Below are 16,504 nucleotides of genomic sequence, written 5' to 3' on the forward strand. Positions count from 1 at the left end.
GCTATAATAAAAAAGCCCCTTTCGGGGCTTTTTTCATCTCATTTGGAAAATTAATCTTCCATTTCTGAATTTAATAATGCAGCAAGATTTTGTGTAGCATCATCTGCGATCATTTCAAATTCATCAGCGATATCAGCATCACTTGCGAAAGCAGAAGCTACATCTTCCGCTGCTAATGTTGCTAAATCAGCCGCTTTTTGACGATTTTTAACTCGGCTTTGATGATACGCAAAACCTGTACCCGCTGGGATTAAACGACCTACAATTACGTTCTCTTTCAAGCCACGTAATTCATCACGTTTACCTGCCACTGCTGCTTCGGTAAGAACACGAGTAGTTTCTTGGAACGACGCTGCAGAGATGAAGGATTCAGTCGCAAGAGACGCTTTAGTGATACCCAATAATTCGCGTTCAAACTCAACCGGTGGTTTACCTTCTGCTTCACGTTGACGGTTGATGATTTTCACGCGAGCAACTTCGACTTGTTCCCCTTCTAGGAATTCTGAGTCGTAAGCTTTGGTAATTACTGCTTTACGTAACATTTGACGAACGATAACTTCTATATGTTTATCGTTGATTTTTACCCCTTGTAAGCGGTAAACATCTTGTACTTCGTTCACGATGTATTCAGTTACTGCACGCACGCCACGTAAACGTAAAATATCATGTGGTGTTTCAGCACCATCAGAAATTACGTCACCACGTTGCACCATTTCACCTTCAAATACGTTGAGCTGACGCCATTTTGGAATCATTTCTTCGTAAGTTTCGCCTTCTGAAGGAGTAATTAATAAACGGCGTTTACCTTTGGTTTCTTTACCGAAAGACACGATACCAGAAATTTCAGCCAAGATAGCTGGTTCTTTTGGTTTGCGTGCTTCAAATAAATCCGCAACGCGCGGTAGACCACCGGTAATATCTTTCGTACCCACAGATTCTTGCGGAATACGTGCTAATGGTTCACCCACTTTTACTGCTGCGCCATCGTCTAAACTTACGATTGCTTTACCCGGTAAGAAGTACTGTGCAAGAACATCAGTTTCAGGTAAGAAAATATCGTTACCATTTGCATCAACTAATTTAATGGTTGGACGTAAATCTTTACCCGCAGTAGCACGTTCACCCACATCTTGAACCACGATTGATGATAAACCTGTTAATTCATCAGTTTGACGCGTTACAGTTAAGCCATCAATAATATCAACGAACTTCACAAAACCAGATACTTCAGAGACAACTGGCATTGTATGTGGATCCCAATTTGCGATAGTTTCGCCCGCCGTTACATCTTGACCGTCACCTTTGCTTAACACCGCACCGTAAGGCACTTTATAGTGTTCTTTAGTACGACCAAATGCATCGGTAATAGTTAATTCAGTATTACGAGACGTTAATACTAATTTACCTTCATCATTAGTAACGAATTTCGCATTCATTAAGTGTAATGTACCAGTGTTTTTAACTTGTACACTCGATTCTTTCGCTGCCGCAGATGCCGCACCACCGATATGGAACGTACGCATGGTTAACTGTGTACCTGGCTCACCGATAGATTGAGCAGCAATAACACCCACTGCTTCACCTTGGTTAATTAAATGACCACGAGCAAGATCACGACCATAACATTTCGCACATACACCAAAATCAGTATCACAAGTTACAACAGAACGTACTTTTACGCTGTCTACAGAGTTTGCATCCAACACATCACAGAGTTTTTCATCTAATAACGTGTTACGAGGAATTAATACTTCTTCTGTACCAGGTTTTAAAATATCTTCCGCAGCTACACGACCTAACACTAATTCACGAAGTGGAACTTTTTCATCACCACCTTCGATTAATGGGGTCATGACTAAACCTTCGTGCGTACCACAGTCATCTTCTACGATCACTAAGTCTTGTGCTACGTCAACTAAACGACGAGTTAAGTAACCTGAGTTCGCAGTTTTTAATGCTGTATCCGCCAAACCTTTACGCGCACCGTGGGTTGAAATAAAGTACTGTAATACGTTCAAACCTTCACGGAAGTTTGCTGTAATTGGGGTTTCAATGATCGAACCATCTGGACGAGCCATCAAACCACGCATACCTGCTAACTGACGAATCTGCGCTGCAGAACCACGAGCACCAGAATCAGCCATCATAAAGATACTATTAAAGGATGCTTGTTTTTCAGGATTACCTTCGCGATTGATGACTTCTTCTTGAGATAAGTTTTCCATCATCGCTTTCGCTACGCGCTCATTCGCAGCAGCCCAAATATCGATTACTTTATTATAGCGTTCGCCTGCAGTCACAAGACCTGATTGGAATTGTTCTTGGATCTCTGCCACTTCTTCTTCCGCTGCAGAAATAATTTCATATTTCTTCGCTGGAATTTCCATATCATCAATACCAACTGATGAACCAGAACGTGCCGCATAAGCAAAACCGGTATACATAATTTGGTCAGCAAACATTACCGCTTCTTTTAAACCTAAACGACGATATGCTTCGTTAATCAGTTTAGAAATTGCTTTTTTACCTAATGTTTGGTTGAACAATGAATAAGGCATACCTTGTGGTGCAATCATCCATAAAATCGCACGGCCGATAGTTGTATCAGTTAACGTGGTTTTCGCATCAAATTCACCAACTTCATTCTTCACATATTCAGTAATACGTACTTTCACGCGAGAATGTAATTCTGCTTCACCAGTACGATATGCTTTTTCAGCTTCGCGAGGATCTTGCAATAACATACCTTCGCCTTTACCGTTCACTTTTTCACGGGTCATATAGTAAAGACCTAATACCACGTCTTGTGATGGAACGATAATAGGATCACCGTTTGCTGGTGAAAGCACATTGTTGGTTGACATCATCAACGCACGAGCTTCTAATTGAGCTTCAAGCGTTAATGGAACGTGTACCGCCATTTGGTCACCATCGAAGTCCGCGTTGAACGCCGCACAAACAAGTGGGTGTAATTGAATCGCTTTACCTTCGATTAAGATCGGTTCAAAGGCTTGGATACCCAAACGGTGAAGTGTTGGCGCACGGTTCAATAGAATTGGGTGTTCACGAATAACTTCTGCAAGAATATCCCAAACGATCGCATCTTCGCGCTCAACCATTTTCTTAGCTGCTTTGATTGTCGTAGCATAACCACGGCTTTCCAATTTAGCGTAGATAAACGGACGGAATAATTCCAATGCCATTTTCTTCGGCAAACCACATTGGTGTAAGTGCAAGTACGGACCAACAGTGATTACAGAACGACCTGAGTAGTCAACACGTTTACCTAATAAGTTTTGACGGAAACGACCTTGTTTACCTTTGATCATATCTGCCAATGATTTTAACGGACGACGGTTAGAACCCGTAATTGCACGACCGCGGCGACCATTATCTAATAACGCATCAACAGATTCTTGTAACATACGTTTTTCGTTGCGCACAATAATATCTGGCGCAATTAAATCTAATAAACGTTTTAAACGGTTGTTACGGTTGATTACACGACGGTATAAATCGTTCAGATCTGAAGTCGCAAAACGACCACCATCAAGTGGTACTAATGGGCGTAAATCTGGTGGAAGAACTGGTAATACAGTCATTACCATCCATTCTGGTTTATTACCAGATTGAACAAATGCTTCTAATAATTTTAAGCGTTTAGTGATTTTTTTACGTTTAGTTTCAGAGTTAGTTTCTTGTAATTCTTCACGTAATTTTTCACATTCAACTTCAAGATCCATACCTTTTAAGAGATCTTGAATCGCTTCAGCACCCATTTTCGCTTCGAATTCATCTTGCCAACGATCTTCAGCGTCAAGGTATTGTTCTTCAGTTAATAATTGACCGCGCTCTAAATCCGTCATACCTGGCTCGGTCACGATGTACATTTCAAAGTAAAGTACACGTTCAATATCGCGCAATGGCATATCTAAAAGTAAACCAATACGAGACGGCAATGATTTTAAGAACCAAATATGTGCAACTGGCGATGCAAGTTCAATGTGCCCCATACGTTCACGACGAACTTTAGTTTGAGTGACTTCAACACCACATTTTTCACAAATCACACCACGGTGTTTTAAACGTTTATATTTACCACATAAACATTCATAATCTTTTACAGGCCCGAAGATACGTGCACAGAAAAGACCATCACGTTCAGGTTTGAACGTACGGTAGTTAATGGTTTCAGGTTTCTTCACTTCACCAAATGACCAAGAACGGATCATATCTGGGGAAGCTAACCCAATTTTAATCACATCAAAATCTTCACTGGTTTTTGACTGTGCTTTTAAAAACTTAACTAAGTCTTTCACAAATGTTCTCCTGTCGGAGTTAAAGGTTTAAAGTGCGGTTAAAAATTTCAATGTTTTCCACCGCACTTCGGCGATTTTTCTTTCGTAAGGCGAGTGAACCATAAACTCTTCACTCCCCTACTGATTACTCTTCGTCTAACTCGATATTTAAACCAAGTGAGCGGATTTCTTTCATAATTACGTTGAAAGATTCCGGTGTACCTGGGTCCATGTGTTGGTTACCACTTACGATGTTTTTATACATCTTCGTACGACCATTCACATCATCAGATTTCACAGTTAACATTTCTTGTAAGGTGTAAGCTGCACCATATGCTTCAAGTGCCCATACCTCCATCTCACCGAAACGTTGACCACCGAATTGAGCTTTACCACCCAATGGTTGTTGCGTAACAAGGCTATAAGAACCAGTTGAACGAGCATGCATTTTGTCATCAACTAAGTGGTTCAATTTGAGCATGTACATATAACCTACTGTTACTGGACGCTCGAATTTCTCTCCTGTACGGCCATCATATAAAGTGATTTGACCTGAAGTTGGTAATCCACCAAGTTTTAATAACTCTTTGATTTCAGCTTCAGCTGCACCATCAAATACTGGTGTCGCAACTGGTAAACCTTTACGTAGATTTTCAGCTAAACGCAATACTTCTTCATCAGTGAAGGTACTTAAATCCACTTTTTGTGAGCCATTACCTAAGTCATACGCTTTTTGAATATAACCACGTAATTTTTCCACTTCTTGTTTTTGTTTAAGCATTGCATTGATTTGATCACCAATACCTTTCGCAGCTAAACCTAAGTGGGTTTCAAGGATCTGACCGATGTTCATACGAGATGGTACGCCCAGTGGGTTCAATACGATCTCAACCGGTTGACCATTCTCATCGTATGGCATATCTTCAACTGGGTTAATTTTCGAGATAACACCTTTGTTACCATGACGACCCGCCATTTTATCACCCGGTTGGATTTGACGTTTCACCGCGAGATAAACTTTAACCACTTTTAACACGCCCGGAGCAAGATCATCACCTTTGATGATTTTCTTACGTTTCACTTCAAGTTTATGTTCAAACTCTTTACGAAGTTCTTCGTATTGCTCTGCAAGCTGTTCTAATTGATTTTGTTTTTCTTCATCTGCAATGGTTTGTTCTAACCATTTAGTACGCTCTAATTTATCTAATTGAGCAACATCAACACCACCAGAGATAAGAAGATTACGAACACGTGCGAACAAGCCGGCTTCCAAGATTTCTAATTCATCAGAAAGGTCTTTTTTCGCTTGTTTTAATTGCATTTCTTCAATTTCTAGTGCGCGTTTATCTTTTTCCACGCCATCGCGGGTGAAGACTTGAACATCAATTACCGTACCCGTTACGCTATTTGGTACGCGCAATGAAGAATCTTTCACGTCAGATGCTTTTTCACCAAAGATTGCGCGTAAAAGTTTTTCTTCCGGGGTTAATTGGGTTTCACCTTTAGGCGTTACTTTACCTACTAAGATGTCACCACCTTTAACCTCTGCACCAACATAAACAATACCAGATTCATCAAGTTTGCTTAACGCTGACTCACCCACGTTTGGAATATCCGCTGTAATTTCCTCTGCACCTAACTTGGTATCACGGGCAACACAAGATAATTCTTGAATATGGATGGTAGTGAAACGGTCTTGTTGAACAACACGTTCGGAAACTAACATTGAGTCTTCGAAGTTATAGCCGTTCCAAGGCATAAACGCCACGCGAATATTTTGACCTAATGCAAGCTCACCTAAATCAGTAGAAGGACCATCAGCTAATACTTCACCACGATTGATTGGATCGCCTAAATTCACACAAGGAATTTGGTTAATACAAGTATTTTGGTTAGAACGGGTATATTTGATTAAGTTATAAATATCAATACCTGCTTCACCTGCAATGGTTTCATCTTCATTTACTTTAATAACGATACGAGAAGCATCGACGTACTGAACTATACCACCGCGTTTTGCAACAACCGCAACACCTGAGTCAAGTGCGATTGGTTTTTCCATACCTGTACCAACTAATGGTTTGTCAGCACGTAATGTTGGAACTGCTTGACGTTGCATGTTCGCCCCCATCAACGCACGGTTCGCATCGTCATGCTCAAGGAATGGAATTAATGCAGCCGCAACAGATACCACTTGTTGTGTCGAAACGTCCATATAGTGAATATCTTCAGGTTTATATAAACCGGACTCACCACGTTCACCACGTGCAGTAACAAATGCATCAGTAAAACGGTTATTTTCGTCTAAATTTGAGTTTGCCTGTGCAATGATATAGTTTGCTTCATCAATTGCAGATAAGTATTCGATTTCTTCAGTAACTTGGCCATCAACCACTTTACGATATGGAGTTTCTAAGAAACCATAATCATTAGTACGTGCAAACGCAGAAAGTGAGTTGATCAAACCGATGTTTGGACCTTCAGGGGTTTCAATCGGACATAAACGACCATAGTGGGTATTATGTACGTCACGCACTTCAAAGCCTGCGCGCTCACGCGTTAAACCGCCTGGACCTAATGCAGAAATACGACGTTTGTGCGTGACTTCTGATAATGGGTTGTTTTGGTCCATAAATTGCGAAAGTTGTGAAGAACCAAAGAATTCTTTCACTGCTGCAGAAATTGGTTTTGGATTAATTAAGTCTTGCGGTGTGATTGCATCTAAATCACCTAAAGATAAGCGTTCTTTCACCGCTCTTTCTACACGCACTAAACCGATACGGAATTGGTTTTCCGCCATCTCACCTACGCTACGGATACGACGGTTACCCAAGTGGTCAATATCATCCACTTCGCCACGGCCATTACGGATGTCGATTAATTTACGCATTACCGCAATAATATCTTCATTGCTTAAAGTGCCAGCGCCTTCACCCTCTGCGATCGCTAAAGAACGATTAAATTTCATACGACCGACAGCAGATAAATCATAACGCTCTGCAGAGAAGAATAAATTATTGAATAACGCTTCTGAAGATTCTGGTGTTGGTGGTTCACCTGGACGCATCATACGATAAATTTCGTAAAGCGCACTAATTTTGTCATAAGTTGGATCTACACGTAGAGTTTCAGAAATATATGGACCGTAATCTAAATCATTAGTAAATAAAGTTTCGATCGTGGTGTAACCTGCTTGAGCTAATTTTGCAAGAATCTCTAAAGAAATCTCGCCGTTTGCAGGGCAAATAATTTCACCAGACTCTAAATCAACATAATCTTTCGACGCAACTTTACCTAAAATATATTCAGAAGGCACAACGACTTGTGAAATTTTATCTTTTTCTAATGCTTTAATATGGCGTGCGGTAATACGACGACCACGTTCAACATAAACTTTGCCATTTGCTTCAATATCAAAAGAAGCTGTTTCACCACGTAAACGTTCTGGCACTAAAGTCATTAACAATTTATCGCCAGCGATTTCAAAGGTAATTTTATCGAAGAATAAGTTTAAGATTTCTTCAGTGGTATAGCCTAATGCACGAAGAATAATTGTTGCCGGTAATTTACGACGACGGTCAATACGTGCAAATAAGTTATCTTTTGGATCGAATTCAAAATCTAACCAAGAACCACGGTAAGGAATGATGCGTGCGTTATAAAGCACTTTACCTGAAGAATGGGTTTTACCTTTGTCAGAATCGAAGAATACGCCTGGACTACGGTGTAATTGTGAAACGATAACACGCTCAGTACCATTAATTACGAAGGTACCGTTATCAGTCATTAATGGGATTTCACCCATATAAACTTCATTTTCTTTAATATCTTTGACTGCGCGTGAAGAAGATTCTTTATCGTAGCTCACTAAACGTAATTTTACACGTAAGCCTGCTGCATAAGTTGAGCCACGAATTTGGCACTCACGTACATCAAATTCAGGTTCTTCTAAACGATAATCTACATATTGTAATTCTGTATAGCCATTATTGCTTACAATAGGGAATACAGAACGGAATGCCGCTTCTAAACCTTGCTGACCTTCAGGATCTTTTTGAATAAATTTATCAAAAGAATCCAACTGAATGGTTAATAAATAAGGAACATTTAAAACTTGCGGACGTTTACCGAAATCTTTACGAATTCGTTTTTTTTCAGAATAGGAGTAACCCATTGGTTTTCCTCTGCTAACTGTTCAGTGACCTAGCCACAAACTAACTGTGACGTGAATGACCGTTAAAATGACCGCACTCTGAACCTTACTTCTGTAGTGGGGTGACAACTCAAATTACATAGGACGACAACTTGAGCAAAACAACGACAAATAACGGTGGATTTGTCATTGTATGGATGTGCTTTCTATCAAAAACACGGTTAAATTAAACAATAAAAGGTCAAAATTGATTAAAAATCAATCTAAATCTTTGCTAATTTTAAGGCGGTAAATTTTAAATGAATGCAGCTTTCTCGTCAAGTTTAAAACTTATGGAGAAATTTTATGAAATAAAAAACCGCACTTTCAAAAGTGCGGTTTAAAATCTATCAATTCTTTAAATTATAAAGAAGCTTGATCAACAGCAACACCTGCACCCATAGTAGTAGAGATGCTTACTTTCTTGATGAAGATACCTTTAGCAGTAGTTGGTTTTGCTTTGTTTAAAGCAGCCAATAATGCTTGAAGGTTTTCTTTTAATTGAACTTCAGAGAAGTTTGCTTTACCGATAGTGGTGTGGATGATACCGTTTTTATCATTACGATAACGGATCTGACCAGATTTAGCATTTTTAACTGCTTCAGCAACGTTTGGTGTTACGGTACCAACTTTAGGGTTTGGCATTAAACCACGTGGGCCTAATACTTGACCTAATTGACCAACAACACGCATTGCATCAGGAGAAGCGATAACAACATCAAAGTTCATTTCGCCTTTTTTGATTTGCTCTGCTAAATCTTCCATACCTACTAAATCAGCACCAGCTGCTTTAGCTGCATCTGCGTTAGCACCTTGAGTGAACACAGCTACGCGTACTTCACGACCAGTACCGTGTGGTAATACAGTTGCACCACGAACGTTTTGGTCAGATTTACGAGGATCGATACCTAAGTTTACTGCAACGTCAACACTTTCAACGAATTTAGCTGTTGCGAATTGTTTTAATACTGCGATCGCTTCGTTGATTTCGTATGCTTTAGTAGAATCTACGCCAGCTTTGATTGCTTTCATTTTTTTAGTCAATTTAGCCATCGTATTATTCCTCCACCACTAAGCCCATAGAGCGAGCAGTACCAGCAATTGATTTCATTTTGGTTTCGATAGTCGCGCCAGTCATATCTGCTGCTTTAGTTTCAGCGATTTGACGAACTTGATCTAAAGTTACTTTACCCACTTTATCTTTGTTCGGTTTACCAGAACCAGATTTGATACCTGCAGCTTTTTTCAATAATACTGCTGCTGGTGGAGTTTTAGTTACGAAAGTAAATGAACGGTCTGCATATACAGTGATAACAACCGGAATTGGTAAACCTTTTTCTAAGCTCTCAGTACGAGCGTTAAATGCTTTACAGAATTCCATGATGTTCACACCTTGTTGACCTAATGCAGGACCAACTGGTGGTGATGGGTTTGCCATACCAGCTGCAACTTGCAACTTAACGTAGGCTTGGACTTTTTTTGCCATTTTAGTTTTCCTCTAATTGGGTAATAACGCTATTAAATAGCTCCCCGATAATTTTCAGTACAACATTCATTGCACCACACAAAAATATGAGCCGCGAACGGCTCATAATGGGTGCGGATTATATAAAAAGTGCGGTTGTTTTTCAAGCACTTCTTAAATCCACTATAAGAAATTATTGTGCATCACCAATTAATACTGAATCCAACGCAATTTCAATCATATCATTGAATGTTAATTGACGTTCTTCTGCTGTGGTTTGTTCATGTGTACGAATATGGTCAGACACAGTACAAATCGTTAAGGCTTTCGCACCATATTCTGCAGCCACACCATAAATTCCGGCAGCTTCCATTTCCACGCCTAAGATGCCGTATTTTTCCATTACATCGAACATTTCAACATCAGGCGTATAGAATAAATCTGCCGAGAATAAGTTACCGACACGAACAGCCTTGCCTTTTGCTTTTGCAGCTTGAACAGCGGCTTGTGCCATATCGAAGTCAGCAATAGCTGCAAAGTCGTTATCTTTGAAACGAATACGGTTTACTTTTGAATCAGTACATGCACCTAAACCGATAATCACATCACGTACTTTTACGTCCATACGAACAGCGCCACAAGAACCTACACGGATAATTTTTTTCACACCGTATTCAGTGATTAATTCTTTCGCGTAAATAGAGCAAGATGGAATCCCCATACCGTGGCCCATAATAGAAATCTTACGACCTTTATAAGTCCCAGTAAAACCAAGCATATTACGAACATTTGTTACTTCTACTGCATCTTGCAAAAACGTTTCTGCAATGTATTTTGCACGAAGTGGATCGCCTGGCATTAAAACAACATCAGCAAATGCACCTTCAGGCGCGTTAATATGTGGAGTCATAATTTTCCTTCCTTTTTTCAAATGTAAAAATAAAAAGTGCGGTCATTTTTCACCGCACTTATCCGAGAATTAAAGCGCTGCAGCACCAAGTCCGATGAACAAGCCAGCAATCGTTGCACTCATTAAGTTTGCTAAAGTACCTGCGATTACCGCTTTCAAGCCTAAACGTGCCACATCACTACGACGGTTTGGCGCCATTCCACCTAAACCACCGATTAAGATTGCAATTGAGCTGAAGTTAGCAAAACCACAAAGTGCGAAAGTAATAATTGCTTTAGTTTTTTCAGTTAATACAATCGCAGAATCTGGTTGCAAGTATTTTGCAAATTCAAGGTAACCTACGAATTCGTTAACCGCTAATTTCATCCCGATCATTTGTCCTGCGATACCCGCTTCGGTACCGTCAGTTACACCGATTAAATATGCTAATGGTTTGAAAACTAAACCAAAGATAGATTGTAAAGTTACGTCGCCATAGCCGAACCAACCACCAACGACACTTAAAATACCGTTAATTAATGCAATTAAACCAACGAATGCAATTAACATTGCGCCTACGTTTAATGCAAGTTGCATACCTGCACTCGCACCGCTCGCCATTGCTTCAAGTACGTTAGTTGGTTTTTCTGAATCATTGTCTTCCGGTTGTTTATCAGAGAATTGTTCTGTTTGTGGGAACATTAATTTCGCAAATAATAAACCAGCTGGTGCTGCCATAAATGACGCTGCGATTAAGTATGTCAATGGCACGCCCATTCCAGCATAACCTGCCATTACTGAACCCGCGATAGACGCCGTACCACCTACCATGATGGCAAATAATTCAGATTGGGTCATATTTTTAATGTAAGGGCGAACAACCAATGGTGCTTCAGTTTGACCGACGAAAATATTAGCAGCTGCTGACATGGATTCTGCTTTTGACGTACCCAATGCTTTTTGTAATGCACCGCCTAATACTTTAATTACCACTTGCATAATGCCGAGATAGTAAAGCACAGAAATTAAGCCAGAGAAGAACACAATAATTGGTAATACTTTCACTGCAAAAATGAAACCTGAAGGTTTGCTTGGATCAGCTAAACCGCCAAATACAAAGTTAATACCTTCGTTACCGAAAGCAATAACAACTGACACTGCATCAGCAGTTGCACCCAGTGCTTGTTTACCTGCCGGCACATATAAAATAAGGGCGGCAAATCCAACTTGGATTGCTAACGCCCCGAGCACGGTTCTGATACTAATCGCTTTACGATTATTGGAAAGTAACACGGCAATAGCGATTAATACGACCATTCCCAAAATGCTGCTTAACACACTCATTTGATTCCCCTAGATTGGTTAAGTTAATAAAAAAATCGGCTTATTCTACTTGTTTTCTCACAAAAAGTCGGCGAATTTTCACCGCACTTTCTTGTAAGCGACTACAAAATAGTCAAAACCTTGTTAATTCCACATTGACGCGCATAAGCAGCCAATGCATTAGTTTCTTCCGCACTTGGAATATGCGTTGATAACCCAGTTTCATCGCGCGCGCCTTTACTATGCACACGGATAATTTTTAATGCCACATCAGGATAATTTCGTAAAAGTAGCGAAACTTTGCCCACCAAATGTTCAGCATCAAAAAAATTCTTTAAAAAAACTAACCGCACTTCTTCCACTTTATTTAACGGCAACAAGGCTGTCAGATTTTGTAAATTTCGCTCAAGTTTATCGTTTTTTATGTGTAAACGTTCCGGTATCACTTGCTGTGGCACGATTCCTGTTTGATTTTGTCGGTCAAAACAGAGCGTTTGTAAACCAGCGCCCTCTCCTTTCAGATCGAATAAAAATTTATCAGTGACATCGATTAACGAACGAATACGATCAAACTCAAAAAAGCCGCTACTATCCAAATAACAGGTTAATCCTTGCGAGCGTAAAGCCTCAAAGAGCGGAACAAGTTTTTTATGATGGATTGTCGGTTCGCCGCCTGAAATTGTTACGCCGCGAATAAATGGAACCGCCTCCATAACCTGTTCATACAAATACTGCAAACTAACCAATTTCGCATTTTCCGTATAACGAGGAATAGTTTCTGGATTATGGCAATACAAGCAATTTAGCTTGCAACCTTGCAGAAAAATGCTCGAACGATTGCCTTGCCCTTCTACATTTGAAAAAGGAATAATCCGATGCAACGGCACAAAAATCTCAGATAGTGCGGTCATTTTTCCAATTATTTTTCAGCGGTGACATCTTTTTCATCGCGCAATTGGCGATCAAACACGTTGGCACATTCATCCGTACCCGAGCCATACCAGGTTGTATCGCGTAATGCGACTTCGCCTTTACGGTATTTTTCAACTTCGCTTTTCTTCACCAAATAACCTGTAACGCGAATTAAATCCGTATTTTTCAAATAGGTGGTAATGTAGCGATAGCCTAAAGAGAATGCACCATCAATAATATCCACCACCGCATCGCAGTGATCTACATAGGTTTGATCAAATGCGAATAAATCCCCTGTACCAGATGGGAAATACTTATGGAACGGGGCAGACTGTTTTAAATGTGCAAGTAACGTTGGTTCTTCGCCTACACGAATACGGTGAGCCGGTGCGTTACGTTTGTCTTCTTCGTGGTTACTTGCGCCAACTTGCGCATGTAATAAATAACGATTGCCAGTGCGTTCAGCATAAACCCCTTCATGAGCATCAGTGATTTCTTTAAGTTTATCCATAATTGCTGTCGCAATTTCATCACCGCGAGCACTCTTACCAAAGGTTTCATTTAAGCCTTCACATTGCAATAAGTGGTTTGCTGCATCTGCCAAGCCCACAATTGCGAACATCCCCGTAAAATTAGTGCGTTTGATAAAGCCTTCTTTTTCGAGGAATGAACTGTTAAAGAAATTACTTTCTTCCACTACAAACTTATGGCGTTTATCCATGGTTGAAAGAGCACATTTCGCCACACGTGGTAATAATTCATTCAGCATTTCATCCGCACTTTTACACGCGCGAGCAATCGTCCCTAGACGTAAACGTGTTAATGTGTAGGCACCGCCACATTCAGGCAGTGCGTTATAGCAACTTGCTACTCCATATTCTTCACCTAGATCAGAAATATAGTAAGCATCGTTCGCAAAAGATGGTTTGGAAACTAATAAACAGGCTTTTGCTGCAAGTTCAGCAAACTCACGGCTCGTTTTGGATTTATCATAACGAATGGTCATATTCGGTGTTGGCGCTTCAAGCTCAATCACTGCACGTAAAATCAAGCGACCCGCTTTCGTATCATAAGGCCCAATATTGGCATGACAAAATGAATCAGGCACAGTTTTGTCGATATGATTTAAGAAACGTTTAATTTTTATATAGTCTTTTTCTTCATCAGTAATGAAAGGTTCGAGCAATACATCAAGACGACCAACATAAACAGGATAAGTTGTAATGGATGGCACGTGGGAATAAAGAATCAATAATCCATCAAGTGCTTCATCCAGATCTTTTGGTGGCGGCAACTCTAAAAATTCGCAGCCTTTTTGGATATACACATTGTAATCAGGCAGGATATAGCGAGGACGATAAATAGCGTAACCTTCACATAAATCACAAATCATCTGATTCTGTAAAAAGCCCCATTCTTCATCGGTATAGCCAAGCAAATCGCGAGGATCAAATAAACGCTCAGCAATATTGCCTAATGTCATTAATTTTTGATGATAAGTCAGATTATTGGCTTTAACCGTATCGAGAATATCTTGAAGTGTTGCTAACATAATTTTCTCCCATTAAGAATTGGGCATATTGTACGAAATGGAGAGATATTAAACAATTTTCAAAATGTGAGTAAGATCACAGTTTTAGAAATTAATATTGATACAAATAGTCATGTATTTCTATAAGATACAGTTCTAAAATAGAACATTAAATTGTTTCATTTTTTCTACATTTCCTTTTATTATGGCAAGAATTAAAAGGATATTTTATGAAGAAAAAAGTACGTGTTATTCCCCATACATCTTGGGCGGCGACATCTCTTTGGTCGTTGGACATCAAAACATTGTCAGTTTTGATCTTTGCCTTATCAATCCTTGGTATCGGCGATGGATTAATCGTGCTTTCGAATTTAGGTTCAACACCTTGGACGGTGCTTTCACAAGGCATTGCAATACAAACTAATATGAGCATCGGTTGGGCATCATTTTTTATCAGTTGTATCGTAATGATAGCTTGGTTTCCACTAAAACTTCGATTAGGATTGGGCACTCTACTTAATATCGTTATTATTGCTTTTTTCCTTGGTCTCACAACAAAAATACTGGCCACACCAAGCTCATTAGCAGAACAACTATTATATGGTACGGTAGGCTTATTACTTTATGGCTTAGGCACAGCCCTATATCTTACCTGCCATTTAGGCGCGGGTCCAAGGGATGGATTAATGGTTGGTTTCTGTCAAAGATTTTATTTAAAAGTGAGCATCGTCAGAACAAGCATTGAAATCTTTGTTTGTATTCTAGGGTTTATCCTTGGTGGCACCGTCGGTTTAGGAACAATTATTTTTGCCGCCAGTATAGGATGGATAGTTCAGATTTGCTTAAACATCATTGCTCAATGCCCACATTTTTCTCACAAAGGGGAAAATGGTTACTAAAGCATTATTTATTGAAATTAAACCTAGATTCATTTGAGTCTCTTTTCCCGCGGGTGGACAAAATGCAAGATGCTTATCGACATCATTAATCGGTTTCCAGCGTCTCGGCTGAGAAGAACGACTATTTGGATAAAATCCGATAGTTGGAATATTAAACGCACTACTCAAATGCAATGGACCAGTAGATCCCGCAATAAATAAATCCGCACAAGCCAAAGAATGCGCAAAATCCACTAAACCTTTATTCTTATCGTAAATAACTACGCGTGAATCATTAACTAGATTAGCTAACTCATGGGCCTTTTCACTTTCGCCAGGTCCTGCAGTCAGCACAACATTACAATCAAACTCAGCCAATAAGCCTTTAATTAAATCCGCATATTGCGCTAAAGAAAGATTCGTAGCTGAACCACCAGAACCGCTATGTACAAAGATCCATTTTTTATTTGCGGAAAGTCCTAAACTCTCTTGCAAGAAAACACGTTGATTTTCCACCGCACTTTTCTCAAAGGTTAAATAAGGCGGTTTAGGTTCAACAACTGGCATATTATGCTTGTGCAAAAAAGCGCGGACTAAATCTTGATTGTATTCAGCTTCCGATTTTTCAGAACGAGAACGACGTTGTATTAGGCGGTGATTATAGAGAATTTGAACCCATTTCGTTGCTGGCGCGAGACGATATTTAATCCCACTTTTCCAAGCGAGTTTTCCATTATGGGTATTGGAAAAAAAACTAATCATTCCATCAAACTGCTGCGCTTTGATTTCCTGCACAAGACGTTTGAAATCCGTTTTATCATTTTTTTTGCTATCAATAATGACATGATCAATAAACGGACAAACTTCCGCTAAAGGCGCAGTGTAACTCGGAACAAGAGCGGTTAATTTTAAAGAAGGATTCGATAACTTCAGCATAGCAAAAGCGGGCCATGCTTGCATAAAATCGCCTAATTTATCGTTACGAATAACTAAGATCTTTTCCATAATTTCTCCGC

General features: G+C 39.8%; 10 protein-coding genes. 1 reads left to right on the forward strand and 9 read right to left on the reverse strand.

Going from position 1 to position 16,504, the window contains the following annotated elements:
- Positions 1 to 50: 50 nt before the first annotated feature.
- The 8 genes from rpoC to KKW16_RS07985 all read right to left on the reverse strand — a co-directional run bounded on the left by rpoC (position 51) and on the right by KKW16_RS07985 (position 14,631).
- A complete protein-coding gene (rpoC, locus tag KKW16_RS07950) occupies positions 51 to 4,319 on the reverse strand; it encodes a DNA-directed RNA polymerase subunit beta' (RefSeq protein WP_111407910.1) in 4,269 nt (1,422 codons plus the stop codon).
- Positions 4,320 to 4,443: 124 nt separating this feature from the next.
- The gene (gene rpoB, locus KKW16_RS07955) at positions 4,444 to 8,472 is read right to left on the reverse strand and encodes a DNA-directed RNA polymerase subunit beta (RefSeq protein WP_215768172.1); all 4,029 of its coding nucleotides are present in this window, start codon (positions 8,470 to 8,472) and stop codon (positions 4,444 to 4,446) included.
- 381 nt (positions 8,473 to 8,853) lie between these two features.
- The gene (gene rplA, locus KKW16_RS07960; protein ID WP_009500432.1) at positions 8,854 to 9,543 is read right to left on the reverse strand and encodes a 50S ribosomal protein L1; all 690 of its coding nucleotides are present in this window, start codon (positions 9,541 to 9,543) and stop codon (positions 8,854 to 8,856) included.
- Between the two features lie 4 nt (positions 9,544 to 9,547).
- Complete coding sequence (gene rplK / locus KKW16_RS07965; protein ID WP_005630840.1) at positions 9,548 to 9,976, reverse strand: 50S ribosomal protein L11; 429 nt, start codon at positions 9,974 to 9,976, stop codon at positions 9,548 to 9,550.
- 172 nt (positions 9,977 to 10,148) lie between these two features.
- Positions 10,149 to 10,865 (reverse strand): purine-nucleoside phosphorylase, encoded by a 717-nt coding sequence (gene deoD / locus KKW16_RS07970; RefSeq protein WP_048952894.1) that lies wholly within the window; start codon positions 10,863 to 10,865, stop codon positions 10,149 to 10,151.
- 69 nt (positions 10,866 to 10,934) lie between these two features.
- Entirely contained in the window at positions 10,935 to 12,188 is a 1,254-nt protein-coding gene (locus KKW16_RS07975; protein ID WP_215768173.1) for a NupC/NupG family nucleoside CNT transporter, read from the reverse strand.
- 101 nt (positions 12,189 to 12,289) lie between these two features.
- Positions 12,290 to 13,078 (reverse strand): 4Fe-4S cluster-binding domain-containing protein, encoded by a 789-nt coding sequence (locus tag KKW16_RS07980; RefSeq protein ID WP_215768174.1) that lies wholly within the window; start codon positions 13,076 to 13,078, stop codon positions 12,290 to 12,292.
- Between the two features lie 8 nt (positions 13,079 to 13,086).
- Positions 13,087 to 14,631 carry a YjjI family glycine radical enzyme gene (locus tag KKW16_RS07985; protein WP_048952892.1) on the reverse strand — a complete coding sequence of 515 codons (1,545 nt, stop codon included), beginning with the start codon at positions 14,629 to 14,631 and terminating at the stop codon, positions 13,087 to 13,089.
- A 209-nt stretch (positions 14,632 to 14,840) separates the two neighbouring features.
- Between KKW16_RS07985 and yczE the strand changes: the two genes are divergently transcribed.
- A complete protein-coding gene (gene yczE / locus KKW16_RS07990) occupies positions 14,841 to 15,509 on the forward strand; it encodes a membrane protein YczE (protein ID WP_048952891.1) in 669 nt (222 codons plus the stop codon).
- Here yczE and KKW16_RS07995 read toward each other — a convergent pair.
- The gene (locus tag KKW16_RS07995) at positions 15,453 to 16,493 is read right to left on the reverse strand and encodes a glycosyltransferase family 9 protein (protein WP_048952890.1); all 1,041 of its coding nucleotides are present in this window, start codon (positions 16,491 to 16,493) and stop codon (positions 15,453 to 15,455) included. The two genes, yczE and KKW16_RS07995, sit on opposite strands and share 57 nt — an antisense overlap.
- Between the last annotated feature and the right edge of the window lie 11 nt (positions 16,494 to 16,504).

Origin of the sequence: Haemophilus sp. SZY H8, from assembly GCF_018829755.1 — a bacterium.
GTDB lineage: Bacteria > Pseudomonadota > Gammaproteobacteria > Enterobacterales > Pasteurellaceae > Haemophilus > Haemophilus haemolyticus_K.